Origin of the sequence: Sphingobium herbicidovorans (genome assembly GCF_002080435.1) — a bacterium.
Taxonomy (GTDB): Bacteria; Pseudomonadota; Alphaproteobacteria; order Sphingomonadales; family Sphingomonadaceae; genus Sphingobium; species Sphingobium herbicidovorans.
The window spans coordinates 727,262-744,294 of sequence record NZ_CP020538.1; the positions used below are offsets into that span (position 1 = coordinate 727,262).

Sequence of the window (17,033 nt, forward strand, 5' to 3'; positions counted from 1 at the left end):
CCTCGTCCGGTCGATCCTCACACATGCCTCGCCAGCCGATTCCATAAGAACCGCTAACGGCATCCGCGCCAGCCGAAAGCTCCCCTTTCCGCCTGATCCAGATGGAAATGATCATGATGCGCCGCGTTATAGTCCGGCGACAGGACGGTCGCGAAAAACTCGCATGCCCCCTTGCGAACAATCCGAAGGAAATCCACGTCCTTTCCCTCACCGTTCCAGTCGCCCGCCACGCTAATCCTCCGCCCATCCTCGAGGGTGAAGCCGCTGATGTCTATCGCGTCAGCCGTCGCATGTTCGCTGAAATCGCCATCCGCGCGCCCGTATAGCCGCCTGCAACTGTAAGAGCCAAAATGGCTGATGGACTTTACCGCCTGTCCAAATGTCTCTTGCGCCGCAGGCTGCACCACATGCCATTCCCAAAGCTTGAGCGCAGCGACAACCGGACAGGAAGGCGCTACCGAGGCAGGAGACAGAAGGACGCTTCCCTCCTGAGGTTTCAGCCTCACCGCATCACTATAACGGCATTGGCCGCTTCCCCCGGGGGGCATGGCCGCATAAGGCACGCCCGCCCTGTCCAGCAAGGCACGGCAACGGTCCGGCTCATCGGTGAGGGCGGCTAGCTTGCGACCAGTGAACATGCCCACAGGCTGCGCGAGGTCGAGTTCGGTCCAGGGCAGGTCCTGAGGTCGTTGCCGAACAAAAGCATAGGCCATCAGCGCACAGGCGAGGAGGGCGGCGAGCAGGACAAGCCTGCGCAAAATGAAATGGACTCGGCGCATGGCCTAACCACGCCGCACGCTGCCCATCGGTTCCGAAGTTATGGGATAGCCAAGGTGATCGGGTATACAAAGGTGCCGCTCTCCGTCCCGCTCTTCCACCCAGGGACAAACCTTTTCGACGGGGAACGAGGCGGCGTGCGCCACGATCGCCTCATAGCTGTCGAACAGCGCAAGCCGTTCAAGATTGCGGCGCGTGGGGTAGATGATCTGGCCATGCCCCGCCTCGCACAGGTCGATCGTAGCCTGGGCGCCTTTCCAGAAAAGGCGGACATTTTCAGTGGAATCCACGCACGCCACCTGACCTTCCGGAGCGCGCACGACATAAAAACGCGTGTCGTAGACGCGGCGGATGGCTCGTTCCGCGCCAGACGGGTGCCAGCGGCTGAACGGCACCAATTGATCCAATGCGAGTTCCAGCCCGTGCGACTGGATGATGGTTGAGAAGGGATTGCCCTGCGTCAGCGCATCCCGCAGTTTACTCACCTGCGCCAGATTCGGTGGCGATGCGAAGCCTATGGCAAGACCGCTTTCCTCCAGCGTTTCGCGAATAGCAGCGATACGCGCAGCAGTTTCTTCAAGCGGTTCCGACCAGTCGATCGCCCTCGCCAGATCACGATCCGCCTGATCGACTGCGCCGCCTGGAAAGACCAGCGCTCCCGCGGCGAAGTCCATTCTTCCGGAACGCTCCATCATCAGGATATCCGGCGGGCCATCCGACATGTCGCGAACGATTACCGCTGTCGCAGCGGAACGGCCTTCAGTGGTAGGAGGTGCCATTCCACCGCCATAAGCAGGGATGACGGCAACGGTAAAGCCCTTACGGATCACCCCATGTTTGAAGGGGGTGGTGGAGCCGAGGGGGATCGAACCCCTGACCTCGTCATTGCGAACGACGCGCTCTCCCAGCTGAGCTACGGCCCCGAAGGAGCGCTGCCTATAAGCGAGGCCCGATCCCCTTGCAACGGTCTTTTTGCGCTGATCCGGCCACTTGCGGGAGCCGCTTGCCGTGGTCGGTAGACCGGCTCAAAGCAGGGACGTTTCCCTCGCGTAATAGCCGGAACGATGCGCCCCCACGCTCATTGGAGATGCAACGGCCTAAAGGCCGGAACAACCCTTGGTCAAGGAGAAGGACGATGGGCTATCAAGGCGGACGTCACTACGGTGGCTATGACAGGAATCGCGGCGATTGGGATCGTGGATCGGATCGCCATCGCGGGCAGCGTGACTGGCGGGACGACCGCAGTTATCGTTATGGAACCCGTGGCCAGTTCAGTGGACCGGATGCTCGGCGCACGCCTGAGGATTACGACCCCGATGAGCGCGGCTTCTTCGATCGCGCCGGAGATGAAATTCGCAGCTGGTTCGGAGACGAGGAGGCTGAACGCAGGCGCGAATATGACGATTATTATAATCGTCCATATGGCGACCCACGGGATGAAAGCAGCCGCATCGGATTTGCGTCGGCGTCGCGCACCAACCAATATCTGCCCAATCGGGGCTACGCGCCATTCACCGGGGAACGCAGCGGCTATGGCAGCGAGGACCATGGCAACCGCATCCGCTCCTTTGGGCCCGCCCATGATTATAGCGAACACCATGATGCAAATTACTACGCCTGGCGCCAGCAACGGATCGAAGAGCTGGATCGCGACTATGCCGAATATCAGCGGGAAAATCGCGACCGGTTCAACAATGAGTTTGGCAGCTGGCGCAGCCGTCGCACAGAGCAGCGCCAGGCAGTCCAGCAGGTGCGGGAGCATATGGAGGTCGTCGGCAGCGATGGCGAGCATGTCGGCACAGTGGACCATCTGAAGGGCGACCGCATCATCCTGACGAAGACCGATCAGGATGCGGGCGGCGTTCATCATTCGGTGCCGTCGTCATGGATCAAGTCGGTCGATGCGCAGCGGGTGACGCTGGAAAAGACCGCAGACCAAGCGCATGCGGCGTGGCGAACTGAAGGTGAGCAGAATGCCTTGTTCGGCGAGCGGCGCGAAGATGGAAGTGGTACTGGCGCGAGCGGAAGCGGAAGCCTGACTAACCCCGCTTCTGGAAATAATCGTTATCGGTGATACATGCCGTGATTAGCAGGGGCTCAGCACGAGCCCCTGCTCTTTTATCCGTTTTGTGACTCAAAAGCAGAGCGCCGACGGACGCCTGCGTGCCTGTATAACGGCGATTTTCAGTCACGACCCCATCGAAAGACGCTGACAGCCATGCGCCATTTTCATGGGCCGATGGCGCTGGCTTCGGCTTGTAGCATGGCGCCGTATTGACCCTCCCCCAGATAGCCGGGTGTCACCGGCACACCGGCATCGATCATCAGGCGCTTGGCCGCATCCTTCATCCCCATCGCCGCAATGCTCGCCGGGCTTCGTCCCACCCAGATCGGTCCAGCGTCAATTATGGTCGGCAAGAAGCCATAACCGGAGGTGAATGGCCTCTGCGGCGGCGGATCGGCCAAGCTTGGCGGCACTCATATGCTTGCGCTCCATGGCTCGCTAATGCGAGAGCGCTGGCCATACCGCTATTTGAGGCCTGTCATGCCCACCGTCCTGCTCCTCATCGTCTCGAACCTGTTCATGACAGTAGCCTGGTACTGGCACCTCAAAGGCGGGATGGAAAAACCGCTCCTGCTGGTGATCCTCATCAGCTGGGGCATCGCGCTCGTCGAATATTGTTTTGCGGTTCCCGCCAACCGTTTTGGTTTTGCAAGCGGCTGGAGCGCGGGGCAGCTCAAGATCACGCAAGAGGCCATCGCCCTGATCATCTTCGGTGGTTTCATGGTCACGGTGTTGGGCGAACCGCTGCACTGGCGCCATCTCGCCGCATTCCTGTGCATTATGGCGGCCGTCGGCTTTCTGTTTGTGGGCCGCACCTGATTCTCGCGCCGGCAGCCAGAGGGAATTACTGGGGCGGCTGGACAATGGCAGGATCGATTTGGCGCGGCCTCTGTTACGGGAAGGGCATGGCTCTGGCTTTCGGTCAGCAGAGGAGCATCGACTTTCTCCAAGGACCGGGCATCGAAGAAAAGGAGGAATGCGCCGCAAAGATCATGACAGCGATCAAGCACGCCTTGCGCCATGCCACCTTCGAAGATCAGGGCAAAAGGAGCGAGGAGTCGCCATAGGAATAGAAGCGGTAGCCTGTCGCAATGGCATGGGCATATGCGGCCTGCATGCGATCACGACCCATCAAGGCGCTTACCAGCATGAACAGGGTCGAGCGCGGCAGATGGAAGTTGGTCATCAATCCGTCGATCGCGCGGAAGCGATAGCCTGGCGTGATGAAGATACGCGTCTCGTCAGCGAACGGCCGTACCAAGCCGTCCGCGTCACACGCGCTTTCCAACAGACGCAGGCTGGTCGTGCCGACAGCTATCAGGCGACATCCCTTTTGCCGTGCAGCGTTCAGACGGTCGGCGGTGGCCTGATCGATCCGGCCCCACTCCGCATGCATGCGATGGTCGTCCGTGTCATCCGCCTTCACCGGCAGGAATGTTCCCGCCCCGACATGAAGGGTCAGCGTTTCTGAGGCGACGCCCGCATCAGCCAATGCCGCCATGAGTTCGGGCGTAAAGTGCAGCGCCGCAGTCGGGGCCGCAACCGCTCCGTCTTCCCGAGCGAACATGGTTTGATAGTCGCTGCGGTCACGAGCATCGGTAGGCCGTTTGCTGGCGATATAGGGTGGCAAGGGCATACGGCCAGCCCGCTCCAGCAGCAGCTCGACAGGTTCCTCCCCTTCGAAAGTGAGAGTGACGCCGCCTTCGTCGTCCCGCGGACCGGCAATCGCGGTGACGCCCCCGCCGAAGTCGATCCGGTCGCCCTCGCGCACGCGCTTGGCGTTGCGCAGAAAAGCTTGCCATTGCCGCAAGCCAAGCCGCTTGTGCAGCGTCGCGCCAACCTTCGCCTGGCCGCGCATGCCCTCAAGCTGGGCGGGAATGACTTTGGTGTCGTTGAATACCAGCACATCCCCGGCGCGGAGCAGCGAAGGGAGATCGCGAACGCAATGATCGCGCAATGACGCATCGCCCGAAACCAGCAGGAGCCGCGCAGAATCGCGCGGCGACGCCGGCCTCAGCGCAATATTCTCGGGGGGCAGATCAAAATCGAAAAGGTCTACGCGCATGCGGCCGCCGTTCACAAAAGCCGAGCATCATGTCGTTGGTGGCCCATTCCGCAGGACGCAGAAACAGGTTGCAAGCAATAAATAGAATCCAGCCTATCTCTTCTTCGGCGCGACCGACTTCCTTGCGGTGGCGGGGGCCACAATCGATGGCACAGCAGGCGCAGGCAGCGCCATCACCGGCGCCTTGCCGTCACTTTCGATCGAAGCCTGAAGAATCGTCGTCGGATTGGCCGGCGGCTCTCCCGGCGCGATCGTGTCGACATATTGCATACCTTCGATCACGCGGCCGAAAACCGTATATTTCTTGTCCAGCTGCATGCGTGGCAGGAAGAGGATGAAGAATTGGCTGTTGGCGCTATTGTCATCCTGGGCGCGCGCCATCGACACCGTGCCGCGCAGGTGGGGCATGGGATTGAACTCGGCCTGAAGGTCCGGCAGCGAAGACCCGCCCGTGCCGTCGCCTTTCGGATCACCGCCCTGCGCCATGAAGCCGGGGATAACCCGGTGAAATTTCAGGCCATCATAAAAGCCCTGACGCGTCAGTTGCTTGACGCGCTCAACATGCTGCGGCGCGATGTCGGGCCGCAACTGGATGCGCACGCGGCCGCCAGTCGATAGATCGAGATCCCAGACATTCTGCGGATCGACCGGCACGGTCGCGGGAGGCAACTGAGCTGCCGGATCCTGCCCCAGCGACTTGGCATTTTGTTCGGCGCGCGCTGCGGCCTCCGCCTTCTTCATCTCTTCGCCCTTGGCGCCGCCGCCCTGAGCCAGCGCCACGCCGCCGGTCGCGTAGAGGGCGACGGTTATCGCCACGGTTTTGAACGCCGAACTGAACCGCATGGATGAGCTTTCCCTGATATCTGAAGCCTGGTGGCGAAGCTGCCCTGATAGCGCGCTCTTGGCGATTGGCAACTGAACGAAGGCTGAGCGCTTTTATTCCCCGCCCTTCTGCCCCACTTCCTGAACGCGCTTAACGACTTCTTGGCATATCGTGGAGCTGACGAACTTGTGGATCGGGCCGCCATACAGCGCGATTTCCTTAACCAGGCGGGACGCGATTGGCTGAAGCGACACGTCCGCCATAAGGAATACGGTTTCCACGCGTGGATTGATCTGCTGGTTCATCCCCGCCATCTGATATTCATATTCGAAGTCAGCAACAGCACGCAGGCCCCGGATGATGACGCTGGCGCCCTGCGATTCGGCAAAATCCATCAACAGCGAGTTGAAACCGGTGACGACGATTTCCGTATCGATCCCGGCGCATTCGCGGCGCACCATCTCCAGTCGTTCGTCATCCGAGAACATGGGCGACTTGGCGATGTTGGTCGTGACCCCGATCACCAGCTTGTCCACCAGCTTCGCGCCGCGGCGGATGATGTCCATGTGCCCCAAAGTGATCGGGTCGAACGTACCGGGATAGACCCCCACCCTCTGATTGCTCATGCCCTACCGGTCCCTTTCCACGATATAGTCAGCGATCGCCCGCAGCAGGTCAGCCTCCCCGCCGAACGCATGGAGATGCGCCTTGGCCTGCTCGACCAGCAAGCACGCCTGTTCGCGCGCGCGCTCGACCCCCAGCAGCGAAACGAAGGTTTCCTTCCCCGCCGCCGCATCCTTACCCAATGCCTTGCCGGCGAGCGCTGCGTCGCCTTCCACATCCAGTAGATCGTCGGCAATCTGGAAAGCGAGGCCTATGTCGCGCGCATAGCCATGCAGACTGACGCGAGCTTCTGGCGGGATACGCGCCATGATGGCGGCAGCGTCCACGCAAAACCCGATGAGTGCGCCGGTCTTGAGCTGTTGAAGCCGGGTGACGGTGGCAAGGTCGAAGCTCGCCCCTTCCGCCTGCAGGTCCATCATCTGCCCGCCCGCCATTCCGGCAGGCCCGCTGGACAAGGCGAGCGCCTTCACCAATTCGATCCGAACGAAGGGATCGGCATGCGTTTGCTCATCGGCAAGCACTTCAAATGCCAGGTCATGCAGACAATCACCCGCAAGTATGGCGGTCGCTTCGTCAAAAGCCTTGTGAATCGTCGGCCTGCCCCGGCGCATATCGTCATCGTCCATCGCAGGCAGGTCGTCATGCACCAACGAATAAACATGGATACATTCGACGGCGAGCCCGACGCGCAACGCCGATTCGCGGGATATATTGAACAGATCACCCGCCGCCTGGACCAGCAGCGGCCGCAATCTTTTGCCGCCGCCGATCGCGGCGTGGCGCATCGCCTCATACAGGCGGGCGCGCGGATCGCCCGGAACGGATAGCAGCAGATCGAACGCGTGATCCACATCGGCCGCAACTGCAACCGCGCGGGTGGCGATTAGCGCCTTCCGGGAGGTTCCCCCCTCCATGACCGCCCCGCTCAATCGGCGCCGAACGGTTCGGCGCCCGTCACGGCGCCGGTCGGATCAATCGTCAACTTCTGAATGCGTGCCTCCGCCGCCTGCAGCCTTTCCAGGCAGCGTTTGCGCAATTCCTCGCCCTGCGCATAGAGAGAGATCGATTCATCTAGCGGAACATCGCCGCTTTCCAAACGGCGTACGATCGTCTCAAGCGCACGCAGCGCATCCTCAAATGACAATTGGGACAAATCGCCCTGCTCAGTCTTGCTGTCCTCGGCCATGATGTCTGCATTGGCGAGGCCTGCCAGCCGGGTCAAGTCCGCACCGTCCGAGGGTAGCGATTCCATTCCCTTCAGTCATGAAAACGTCATGAAAGACGCCAAGAGGCTGGCGGAATTTAGGCACTTTTGCGTTGACGCTTACGTCGCCAAGTGCACATAGAAGGATCGCTATGAAATATTATATCCCCCTAATTTCCGCCATGGCCCTCAGCCTGCTGTCCGCCTGCAACAACAATGACGAACCAGAAGTAGTCGGGGGGCCGGCCGATCCGATGGCCGAACGGCTTGCAAACGCTGCGCCCGTGGAGTTGCCGCCTTCGGTGAAGGAAAGCCATCAGTATCGCTGCAAGGATAACAGCCTGATCTTTGTCGATTTCATGAGTGACGACAAGACGGTCAACCTGCGCACCGAAAAGGACGGTTCACCCACCAAGCTGGTCGCTGCCGCGCCGGGCGAGCCCTTCACCGCTGAAGGCGGCTATTCAATCGAAGGCACCGGCAAACAGATCACCGCGACACTGCCAGGCAAGAGCGCGCTTAGCTGCAAGGCCTGAGCCTCTTACCTATTCGTTTCCGGTCGGGCCCCATCGGAGCCCGGCCATTTCATCTGCTTCAGAAACGAACGAATGCTATCCAGCGCCTGTAAGTAGAGCATGTTTTTCCGACTTGTGCTGGCCAAGGATTGTCTATCAGACGCGCCCCGGCTAAAGGCGCGCTCATGTCAACCGCAGCTCCTCAGATCACCCCGGAAATCATCGCCGAACACGGCCTGTCGCCGGAAGAATATGATCGCGTTCTGAACGCTCTCGGCCGCGAGCCGAATCTGACCGAACTCGGCATCTTTTCGGTCATGTGGTCCGAACATTGCAGCTACAAATCGAGCCGCATCCATCTTAAGAAATTGCCCACGGAAGGGCCCCAGGTCATTTGCGGACCAGGCGAGAATGCGGGCGTCGTCGAAATCGGCGACGGGCAAGCGGCGATCTTCAAGATGGAGAGCCACAACCACCCCAGCTACATCGAACCCTATCAGGGCGCGGCGACGGGCGTGGGCGGCATCCTGCGCGACGTCTTCACGATGGGGGCACGGCCGGTGGCGAACATGAACGCACTGCGTTTTGGCCGCCCCGACCATCCGAAAATGAAACATCTCATCAGCGGCGTGGTTCATGGCATCGGCGGCTACGGCAATTGCGTGGGCGTGCCGACCGTTGGCGGCGAGGTGAATTTTCATCCCGCCTACGACGGCAATATCCTGGTCAACGCGATGACCGTGGGCGTGGCGGACACCGACAAGATTTTCTATTCGGCGGCATCGGGCATTGGCAATCCGATTGTCTATGTGGGGTCGAAGACCGGGCGTGACGGCATCCATGGCGCGACCATGGCATCGGCCGATTTCGGCGACGACGCCGACGCCAAGCGTCCGACGGTTCAGGTGGGCGACCCCTTCACCGAAAAACTGCTGATCGAAGCCTGCCTGGAGTTGATGGAGTCAGACGCCATTGTCGCCATTCAGGACATGGGCGCAGCGGGTCTGACTTCCTCCTCCGTGGAAATGGCGTCCAAGGGCGGCGTCGGCATCCAGCTCAACATGGACGATGTACCGCAGCGCGAAACGGGCATGACGGCCTATGAGATGATGCTGTCGGAAAGCCAGGAGCGCATGCTCATGGTGCTTAAGCCCGGCAAGGAAGCCTTCGCCGAAGCGATCTTCAGCAAATGGGAACTGGATTTCGCCGTAATCGGCCATGTGACCGACACGGGCCGCATGGTGCTTGTCCATCATGGCGAAACCGTTTGCGACATCCCGCTGGCACCATTGGCCGATGATGCGCCGCTCTACGACCGCCCAGCCATGCCGAAGGAAGAATACAAGGTGTGGGCAGGCGTGAAGCCCTTGGGTGAGATCGCCGAGAGCACGGACATCGGAGCCGACCTCGTCAAGCTCATGGGATCGCCAGACATCGCTTCGCGTCGTTGGATCTGGGAGCAGTATGACCATATGGTTGGCGCCGATACGGTGCAGCGCCCCGGCGGCGACGCAGCCGTCGTGCGCGTACATGGCTCTCAGAAGGGCATCGCGATCAGCACCGATTGCACCCCGCGCTATTGCTATGCCGACCCTTATGAGGGCGGCAAGCAGGCTATCGCGGAATGCTATCGCAACATCAGCGCGGTCGGCGCACTGCCGCTGGCCGTCACCAACTGCCTGAATTTCGCAAATCCGCAGCGGCCCGAAATCATGGCTCAGTTCACCGGCTGCCTTGACGGCATGGGCGACGCTTGCCGGGCGCTCGACTTCCCGATCGTGTCGGGCAATGTCTCGCTTTACAATGAATCGAAGGCGACGGGCGGTGGCTCGGCCATCCTCCCTACCCCCGCGATTGGCGGCATCGGCCTCCTCAAGGATATCGACATCATGGCAACCATCGCCTTCAAAAGAGACGGTGAGGCCATCTGGCTGATTGGCGGTGAAGGCGCCCACCTTGGCCAGTCGATCTGGTTGCGTGAGATCGCCGGGCGCGAAGCGGGCGATGCGCCCAAGGTTGATCTGGCCGCCGAGCGCGCCAACGCCGAATCCGTTCGCGCGTTGATAGCTGCGGGCAAGGCAAGCGCAGTGCATGACATTTCGGATGGCGGTTTGCTGGTCGCCGTGGCGGAGATGGCCTTGGCCGGCGGAATCGGCGCTGAATTGGACATCGACCTCACCACGGCCACTGCGTTCGGCGAAGATCAGGGCCGCTATCTCGTGACCACGGCTTCCGACATAGTTGTATCCGGCGCGGTACGGATCGGCACGACCGGCGGCGACAAGGTGGCCGATGTCACGCTGGACGCCCTTCGCACCTCCCATGAAGGCTTTTTCCCGAACCTGATGGATGCCGAACTCTGATTGCGCGCTTGATCTGAACTCGCGCTCTCATAGTGAAAAATGTTGGGCATGAGGCCGGTCGCTAGAGCGGCGAGCGAGTAATTCGGCCGAACAGGACCTGATAGCTGTCTTCGCCGCCAGCTTCGTCAAATGCCGCCATCGTCCGACGCAATTCCTGGGGCGAGAGCGGCTTTCGGCCGTCATTGGGCACGACTGCGCCAATGCCCTTGAGGTGCGCGATCAGCCCGCGAGCGCCATCGCATCCCAACGGATAGATTTCATCGAAAGCGAAGGCATCCTCGTAACTGCTCAGAACAGAGCGCAGGTCAGCCAGGCTTGGATATGCAGGCACGCCCGCGATCAGCCCACAATCCACATGCGCCTCTCGCCAATTGCAGAAACTCCCCTCTCCCATGGTCGAAAAGATGAGGCTGCCGCCAGGCCGCAATAGGCTGGCGAGCCGACCCAGAGCATCTGGCAGGTCATCGAACCATTGAAAGGCCAGGCTGGAAAGAATGAGGTCGAACCACTCTCCCTCGAACGGCGGAGACTCCCCATCCATTGCGAGGAAGGTGCCAGCGACGAAGGCGTGCCTGGCTGTCCTGGCCAGCATCTCGGGCGAAAGATCGGTGACAATCAATTCTGCGACAGGCCAGCGGGCCTGAATGTCCCGAGTCAGAAATCCCGTGCCGCAGCCTATCTCCAGAATGCGTTGCACTCCGCCCGGCTTCTGCCGCTGCGCAAGTTCCGCGACCAATGCCGCGGCGGCCCGCTGGGGTCCGGCATGATCGTCATAATGATTCGCCGCCGCGCCGAAGGCATCGCTTATCCGTTGCTTGCGACCGCTTTCCATGGCTAGTCGCATGGCAGAGCGAGGCCCGCTTTGCCAGTGCCTTTAAGGGAACAACCACCACATGACCGCCTGTTCATCCCGCATCGCCGCCATGGATGTTTTGCGGGGATTCGCCGTGATGGGCATATTGTGGATGAACATCAGCGCCTTCGCGCTGCCCGAACCCGCATATATCAATCCCGCGGCGGTGGGACCGCTGTCATGGGGAGACCGGCTTTTCTGGCTGGTGAGCTTTCTCTTCTTCGATGGCAAGATGCGCGCCCTTTTTTCCATGCTGTTCGGCGCCTCCATGCTGCTTTTGATCGACAGGGAAGAGTTGGCGGGGCGCAATGGACGCCGCGCTCAACTTCTCCGGACGGGATGGCTGTTCGTATTTGGTCTCGCCCATTATCTGCTGCTCTGGTCGGGCGACATCCTGATGAACTATGCGCTCGTCGGACTGGGAGCGATGCTGTTTATCCGCAGGGAGCCGTTGTCTCTTCTGAAATGGGCCTTTCTCTGCTTTTTCACGCATTTTCTGATCTGTGCAACTTTCGTGCTCAGCCTCTACGGTTGGGCTCATGCCGCAATGGCTCCCGGCGCCCCCATCCACATCCGGGAGGGTTTTGATCAATTTGCCGGTCCTTTTATCAACCCGAATGATCCCGCCATCCGGCAGGAGATTGCGACCTATCGCAGCAGCTTCGGAACGATCCTCGCGCACCACTTCCACATGTATACCCGAAACTGGTGGTGGACATTTCTATTCACCGCTTTCGATACCCTTGGTTTCATGTTGATGGGCATGGCAATGCTGAAGGGCAGGTTTCTCACCGGCCGCTGGCAAGAAGGACAATATTGGCGCACCGCCCGCCACTGTTTTCTTATCGGCATGCCACCCATGACGGCTTTGGCCGCTTGGCTCGCGTTGCGCGACTTTCCCGCGCTACCGACACTAGGGACCGCGCTTGCCTGGTCCTTTCCGTTTCGAATCCCCCTGGCGGTCGGCTGGGCAGCGCTGATTCTATGGCTATTCTCGCGATACGAGAATCATCGGCTGATGACCGCTATCGCGCGGACGGGGAGGTTGGCGCTGAGCAACTATCTCGGCACCAGCCTCATCATGTGCGCCGTCTTCTATGGATGGGGGCTTGGCCTTTTCGCTCAGATCCGCCCCGCAGAGCTACCAATGCTGGTATTCTGCGCCTGGTTGGTGATGCTGGTCTGGTCGACTGCGTGGCTGTCGCGATTCGCGATCGGTCCGATGGAGTGGCTTTGGCGCAGTTTGGCACGAAGGCGACCACAAAGGATTCGCAACAGCAGCTAGAATACTATTGCGACCCATTATCACTTACGCTATCTCTCGATTCTAGGGAGAGCGCCATGGTTGTGTGTATTTGCAATGCCATTCGGGAAAAAGATCTGAAGGAAGCCGTACGTGGCGGCGCAGATACTCCCTGCAGTGCATATGCCCGACTGGGCCGTCGTCCAAAATGTGGGCAATGCGTCTCCTTTGCACGCACGCTGATCGCCGCTGAGCGCGCGACTGCATGACACTATTGAGGATCAGCCTCAATTTGATGGAGCCACCAGTCGCGAAGCCGACGCAATAGCGTGTTCTAAATGCATCGATTTTCCAAGGCTTTCCGGTTAACATAAGGCCAAAATCTGCCTATAGTTACGGCTTCATTCCAATAAGCCGGAGCAACCGCCATGAAGGGCGACGCCAAAGTCATCGATTATCTGAACGAGGTCCTCAAGAATGAGTTGACCGCGATCAACCAATATTTCTTGCACTACCGCATGCTGGACCATTGGGGCGTCGAAAAGCTCGCGAAGTTCGAATATGAAGAGTCGATCGACGAGATGAAGCACGCCGACAAGGTAGCGGAGCGGATCCTTTTCCTGGATGGCCTACCTAATTTTCAGCTGCTCGGTCGGTTGAAGATCGGCGAAACGGTGGAAGAGGTGCTAAAAGCCGATCTTGAGTTGGAATATGAAGCGCTTCCCGTCCTCAAGGATGCAATCGCTTATTGTGAAACGGTTCGCGATTATGTGAGTCGTGACCTATTCCAGTCGATCCTCGAAAGCGAGGAAGAGCATGTCGATAGCCTAGAAACCCAGTTCGAAATGATCGAACGCATGGGAATCCAGAACTACATACAGCTGCAGAGCAAGGCCGCCGAGGACTGAAACTGGTGGGCGGGCCACGCATCCGGCAGCCCCGCCCTCAACATTTCAAATCAGCGAATCAAGCAGTCCGATCAGCGGTAGATCGGCCGGCGGCATTTCAAGAGCGAACATCTGGCTGGGCTTGACCCATTTCAGTTCCGTGGCATGCCGCGCTTCGGGCAAGCCCTCCCACTTCCGGCACACATAGAGCAAAAGCAACAGATGCCGCTCGCCGAGCGCTTCGCTCGCAAAGCTCGCGGGCGCGAGACAGCTGGCATGGGTTCGGATACCGAGTTCTTCCTCCAGTTCACGAATCAGCGCGGTTTCGGGTGTTTCGCCGATCTCCACCTTCCCGCCAGGGAATTCCCAAAGGCCGGCCATCGCTTTTCCCGGCGGACGTTGTTGGAGCAGCACGCGGCCGTCGGCATCGACTAGTGCAGCAGCGACCACGAGCAGCGGGAAAATCATCGTCATATTCGCCCAGAAAAGGAGTTTGTTAACCCCGGCTCTTTTACAAGGCGAAGCGGGCCTGTCTGCAAGAAACGGTGGTGAAATGCGCGTTTTAATCGAAAGCATATCCCGATCGGGACTGTGGCAGTGTCAAAGAGGCGCCACGGCGGTTGAATATGGCCTTATCCTGGCACTGGTCTGCCTGGCCATGATTAGCGCTCTGTCCAACGTGGCCGATAAGACGATCGGCATGTGGAACAATGTCGCGACAGAAGTTCTCGCGCATTAACCATCAATATCTGACACTTCTTTCGATCCATTAAATCTTTGTCAACCTAACGCGCATAAACCGTCCATTGCTGACCTAATTCCAAGCGGGGCGGCCGGGAAGTTAACGGGAATTCAAGTCAAGGAGACTTAAAATGCAGTTCGTGCGTAAGATGCTGAAGAATGAAAAGGGCGCAACGGCCATCGAATATGGCCTGATCGCAGCCCTGATCGCCGTCGCCGCCATCGGCGCGATGACCAGCCTCGGCGGCAAGCTGGGCAACACCTTCAACAATGTTTCGGGCAATCTGAACTAAGCTCGACTCTATTGTGAAATAATGGGCGGCGGGAGCGATCCTGCCGCCCTTTCTCTATGTGCAACGGGCGTCCTCAACGGTCAGACGATGATCTTCACTCGCTGCCCCGGCCGCAGCACACTTTGCGCAGTCAGAGCGTTTAGCGTGAGAAAGCGTTCGAGCTGATAATCCGAATAAGCCATGCGTCGGCTGATCGACTGGACCGTTTCGCCTGTCTTAACGGTCACGATGCTGACGCGCCGGGACTTGATCGTCGCAGTTTCCTGAGCCGTGAGGCGCTGCACGGACTGAACCATTGATGTGAAGGGGCCTATGCCTTGCCCCGCGGCTGTCAGCAGGAGGAAATGATAGACTTTCCCGCTACCAAAATCATAAGCAAAAACGGTCGCGTCAACCTGGCTGGATTGGGTGCTGGCACGAATGGTTCGCCAAGCAGCAGGGACGCCGTTCACAGTCGTACGGCGCACTTCTCCTGCAGGAACCTGGGCGTTGCTTCCGGCTAGTTGCGCGAAGACCGAGTCGATATAGGCCGGAAGGTTCCCGGAATAGGCCCCTCCCGAGAATTGGGCCTGGCCACCCGAGCCCGTGACTGACACAGCGTCGGCAGCATTTTCCATGCCGAATCCAGAAGGGGCAGTGAATGCGAGGCGCAGGTCAGGGTGCCGAAAAATGCGTCCATCAATAACGCCTTGCCGCGGATCGTCGCCGTAGAGGAGGCCGTCCACCATATTAATGAACGCATCCTTGTTACGTGCATCGGGGTGGACCTTCGGTCCAGATGCGTTCCGGGCTGCACGCCCTACGCGCGAGGCTGGATCGGGATGAGTGCTGGCCCATTCTGGTAAGGACCGGACGTTACCAGATATGCGGGTATCCAGATTGCTCTGAGCCGCGAGGGAGGCCAGCATGGTCGACAGCGCGCGCGGATCATAACCGCCCGCCGCAAGGTAACGGATGCCCAGATCATCCGCCTCATATTCTTGCGAACGGGAAAATTTGAGAGTCAGCAACTGGCTACCTTTGCCGATCCCCTGTTGCAGCAAGCCCGCAAAACCTGAATCGCCAAGCAAGGCTCCGGTAAGCACCTGCAGCAGTGTGCCACCGATAGCATTCCGCTGCGCCGCCTGTTGCCGCCGCTGGCCATGACGGGCCGCGACATGGCCTACTTCATGGCCCAGCACCGCCGCCAGTTCAGCTTCGTCGTTCATCAGTGCGACGAGTTGGCGGGTGACGTAGACATAACCGCCCGGTATCGCAAAGGCATTATTTACCGGTGAGTTTACCAGCGTAACTGTAAAGTCGCTTTGCGCATTTGACAGACCGGACTGTACCGCTATGCGGCGGCCGACGGTTTCAACATATTTTGCCTGAGGTCCGGCATAGGCGCCGCCAAATTCATTGAGCAATTGCGGATGCTGTTTCGCTCCACTCGCCTTGTCTTGTGCGCTGATCGATGAAACCGTCTGGATCGCGCGTTGCTGGCCCAGCACCGATGGCGTGGCGAAAGCGGCAACCAATCCGGTCGCACCGCATATGTACGCTATTCCCCTTTTCACGACTCCTCCCACATGCTCACCCTGTTACTGCTACGCAACGAGATTGGCGACAGCATGTTCCGAAATCGAGAAAATCAGGCCCCGATCGCCAGGAATTTGTCGGCGCGATCGGTTCGCAAATCCTGCGGGCTGAGGCTCGAGAGCGAGTCCAGTTCTTCACCGATCGCCGCCCCCAAGCTGGCGATCGCCTGCACTGGTTCCCGGTGCGCGCCGCCGACAGGCTCGGGGACGATGCGATCGATGACGCCCAGTTCCTTCAGATGCTGCGCCGTCACCTGCATTGCCGTCGCCGCATCGCTGGCTCTATTGGCAGTACGCCAGAGGATCGATGCGCAGCCCTCTGGAGAGATGACCGAATAGACCGCATGTTCTAACATCAGTACGCGGTTGGCCGCTGCGAGCGCCACTGCTCCGCCCGAGCCACCTTCACCCACCACGGCGGCGACCATTGGCACTCCAAGAGCCAGGCACTGTTCGGTTGAACGGGCAATCGCTTCGGCTTGTCCACGCTCTTCCGCCTGAACGCCTGGGAAAGCGCCCGACGTATCGACTAGCGTCACCACCGGCAGTCTGAAACGATCAGCCAATTGCATCAGGCGGATAGCCTTCCGATAGCCTTCCGGCTTCGCCATGCCGAAATTGTGACGAACGCGGCTGGCCGTGTCATCCCCCTTCTCGTGACCGATCACCATGACGCGCCGTTCGCCCAACGTCGCCAAGCCTCCAATGATCGCCTGGTCATCAGAAAAAGCGCGGTCCCCGGCCAGCGGCATGAAATTGTCGAACATGCCCGCGACATAGTCCTTGAAATGCGGGCGGTCGGGATGACGCGCGACTTGCGTCTTTTGCCACGGCGTCAGCTTGGCATAGGTATCGACCAACATCTTCGAAGCGCGCTGTTCGAGCTTGTCGATCTCGCCGCTGATGTCGATATCTCCGGCGCTGGCGGTCGCGCGCAGTTCAATGACACGCGCCTCAAGCTCGGCGATAGGCTTTTCAAATTCCAGAAAACTAACCATGGCCG

General features: G+C 59.8%; 21 protein-coding genes, 1 tRNA gene and 1 pseudogene. 9 read left to right on the forward strand and 14 right to left on the reverse strand.

The window, feature by feature from the left end; genetic code table 11:
• Nucleotides 1-53: 53 nt before the first annotated feature.
• From B6S01_RS03485 to B6S01_RS03495, 3 genes are all read right to left on the reverse strand, one after another.
• Nucleotides 54-779: an extensin-like domain-containing protein gene (locus tag B6S01_RS03485; RefSeq protein ID WP_037461981.1), complete on the reverse strand. Its 726-nt coding sequence runs from the start codon at nt 777-779 to the stop codon at nt 54-56.
• 3 nt (nt 780-782) lie between these two features.
• Nucleotides 783-1,556 (reverse strand): NUDIX hydrolase, encoded by a 774-nt coding sequence (locus B6S01_RS03490; protein WP_037461978.1) that lies wholly within the window; start codon nt 1,554-1,556, stop codon nt 783-785.
• A gap of 68 nt (nt 1,557-1,624) precedes the next feature.
• Nucleotides 1,625-1,700, reverse strand: a tRNA-Ala gene (locus B6S01_RS03495).
• Between the two features lie 212 nt (nt 1,701-1,912).
• Here B6S01_RS03495 and B6S01_RS03500 point away from each other — a divergent pair.
• Nucleotides 1,913-2,851: a DUF2171 domain-containing protein gene (locus B6S01_RS03500; RefSeq protein ID WP_037461976.1), complete on the forward strand. Its 939-nt coding sequence runs from the start codon at nt 1,913-1,915 to the stop codon at nt 2,849-2,851.
• Nucleotides 2,852-3,012: 161 nt separating this feature from the next.
• Here B6S01_RS03500 and B6S01_RS03505 read toward each other — a convergent pair.
• Nucleotides 3,013-3,238, reverse strand: a pseudogene (locus B6S01_RS03505) (methylcrotonoyl-CoA carboxylase); the annotation flags it as partial.
• Nucleotides 3,239-3,322: 84 nt separating this feature from the next.
• Between B6S01_RS03505 and B6S01_RS03510 the strand changes: the two are divergent.
• A complete protein-coding gene (locus B6S01_RS03510; RefSeq protein ID WP_037462333.1) occupies nt 3,323-3,661 on the forward strand; it encodes a DMT family protein in 339 nt (112 codons plus the stop codon).
• 217 nt (nt 3,662-3,878) lie between these two features.
• On the opposite strand, the gene queA is transcribed toward B6S01_RS03510, so the two are convergent.
• From queA to B6S01_RS03535, 5 genes are all read right to left on the reverse strand, one after another.
• On the reverse strand, nt 3,879-4,907 hold the full coding sequence (gene queA, locus B6S01_RS03515) for a tRNA preQ1(34) S-adenosylmethionine ribosyltransferase-isomerase QueA (RefSeq protein ID WP_037461970.1): 1,029 nt from the start codon (nt 4,905-4,907) through the stop codon (nt 3,879-3,881).
• Between the two features lie 93 nt (nt 4,908-5,000).
• The gene (locus tag B6S01_RS03520; protein WP_037461967.1) at nt 5,001-5,750 is read right to left on the reverse strand and encodes a peptidylprolyl isomerase; all 750 of its coding nucleotides are present in this window, start codon (nt 5,748-5,750) and stop codon (nt 5,001-5,003) included.
• A 93-nt stretch (nt 5,751-5,843) separates the two neighbouring features.
• The gene (gene coaD / locus B6S01_RS03525) at nt 5,844-6,356 is read right to left on the reverse strand and encodes a pantetheine-phosphate adenylyltransferase (RefSeq protein ID WP_037461964.1); all 513 of its coding nucleotides are present in this window, start codon (nt 6,354-6,356) and stop codon (nt 5,844-5,846) included.
• Between the two features lie 3 nt (nt 6,357-6,359).
• On the reverse strand, nt 6,360-7,268 hold the full coding sequence (locus tag B6S01_RS03530) for a polyprenyl synthetase family protein (protein WP_037461961.1): 909 nt from the start codon (nt 7,266-7,268) through the stop codon (nt 6,360-6,362).
• An 11-nt stretch (nt 7,269-7,279) separates the two neighbouring features.
• Nucleotides 7,280-7,540, reverse strand: a complete 261-nt coding sequence (locus B6S01_RS03535) for an exodeoxyribonuclease VII small subunit (RefSeq protein ID WP_037462331.1) — start codon at nt 7,538-7,540, stop codon at nt 7,280-7,282.
• A 170-nt stretch (nt 7,541-7,710) separates the two neighbouring features.
• Here B6S01_RS03535 and B6S01_RS03540 point away from each other — a divergent pair, with 170 nt between their 5' ends.
• Both B6S01_RS03540 and purL read left to right on the forward strand, forming a co-directional pair.
• Nucleotides 7,711-8,094 carry a hypothetical protein gene (locus B6S01_RS03540; RefSeq protein ID WP_037461959.1) on the forward strand — a complete coding sequence of 128 codons (384 nt, stop codon included), beginning with the start codon at nt 7,711-7,713 and terminating at the stop codon, nt 8,092-8,094.
• A 164-nt stretch (nt 8,095-8,258) separates the two neighbouring features.
• The gene (gene purL, locus B6S01_RS03545; protein WP_037461956.1) at nt 8,259-10,436 is read left to right on the forward strand and encodes a phosphoribosylformylglycinamidine synthase subunit PurL; all 2,178 of its coding nucleotides are present in this window, start codon (nt 8,259-8,261) and stop codon (nt 10,434-10,436) included.
• Nucleotides 10,437-10,497: 61 nt separating this feature from the next.
• Here purL and B6S01_RS03550 read toward each other — a convergent pair whose 3' ends face one another.
• Nucleotides 10,498-11,268, reverse strand: a complete 771-nt coding sequence (locus B6S01_RS03550) for a methyltransferase domain-containing protein (protein WP_037461954.1) — start codon at nt 11,266-11,268, stop codon at nt 10,498-10,500.
• A gap of 42 nt (nt 11,269-11,310) precedes the next feature.
• Nucleotides 11,311-11,541: a hypothetical protein gene (locus B6S01_RS21545; RefSeq protein WP_231567907.1), complete on the reverse strand. Its 231-nt coding sequence runs from the start codon at nt 11,539-11,541 to the stop codon at nt 11,311-11,313.
• Between B6S01_RS21545 and B6S01_RS03555 the strand changes: the two genes are divergently transcribed.
• The 3 genes from B6S01_RS03555 (at nt 11,540) to bfr (ending at nt 13,440) form a co-directional block, all read left to right on the forward strand.
• On the forward strand, nt 11,540-12,574 hold the full coding sequence (locus tag B6S01_RS03555; protein WP_231567906.1) for a DUF418 domain-containing protein: 1,035 nt from the start codon (nt 11,540-11,542) through the stop codon (nt 12,572-12,574). The two genes, B6S01_RS21545 and B6S01_RS03555, sit on opposite strands and share 2 nt — an antisense overlap.
• 56 nt (nt 12,575-12,630) lie before the next feature.
• Nucleotides 12,631-12,801, forward strand: coding sequence for a (2Fe-2S)-binding protein (locus B6S01_RS21550; protein WP_081570270.1), 171 nt, complete (start codon nt 12,631-12,633; stop codon nt 12,799-12,801).
• A 159-nt stretch (nt 12,802-12,960) separates the two neighbouring features.
• Nucleotides 12,961-13,440, forward strand: coding sequence for a bacterioferritin (gene bfr, locus B6S01_RS03565; RefSeq protein WP_037461949.1), 480 nt, complete (start codon nt 12,961-12,963; stop codon nt 13,438-13,440).
• Between the two features lie 45 nt (nt 13,441-13,485).
• Here bfr and B6S01_RS03570 read toward each other — a convergent pair whose 3' ends face one another.
• Nucleotides 13,486-13,893 carry a (deoxy)nucleoside triphosphate pyrophosphohydrolase gene (locus tag B6S01_RS03570; RefSeq protein WP_037461947.1) on the reverse strand — a complete coding sequence of 136 codons (408 nt, stop codon included), beginning with the start codon at nt 13,891-13,893 and terminating at the stop codon, nt 13,486-13,488.
• A 79-nt stretch (nt 13,894-13,972) separates the two neighbouring features.
• Here B6S01_RS03570 and B6S01_RS03575 point away from each other — a divergent pair, with 79 nt between their 5' ends.
• Complete coding sequence (locus B6S01_RS03575; RefSeq protein ID WP_037461946.1) at nt 13,973-14,158, forward strand: Flp family type IVb pilin; 186 nt, start codon at nt 13,973-13,975, stop codon at nt 14,156-14,158.
• 133 nt (nt 14,159-14,291) lie between these two features.
• Nucleotides 14,292-14,453: a Flp family type IVb pilin gene (locus B6S01_RS03580; RefSeq protein ID WP_037461945.1), complete on the forward strand. Its 162-nt coding sequence runs from the start codon at nt 14,292-14,294 to the stop codon at nt 14,451-14,453.
• Nucleotides 14,454-14,533: 80 nt separating this feature from the next.
• Here B6S01_RS03580 and B6S01_RS03585 read toward each other — a convergent pair whose 3' ends face one another.
• Together B6S01_RS03585 and B6S01_RS03590 are read right to left on the reverse strand one after the other, a co-directional pair.
• Entirely contained in the window at nt 14,534-16,009 is a 1,476-nt protein-coding gene (locus B6S01_RS03585) for a M48 family metalloprotease (protein ID WP_094182600.1), read from the reverse strand.
• Between the two features lie 74 nt (nt 16,010-16,083).
• A complete protein-coding gene (locus B6S01_RS03590; protein ID WP_037461942.1) occupies nt 16,084-17,028 on the reverse strand; it encodes an acetyl-CoA carboxylase carboxyltransferase subunit alpha in 945 nt (314 codons plus the stop codon).
• Nucleotides 17,029-17,033 lie beyond the last annotated feature (5 nt).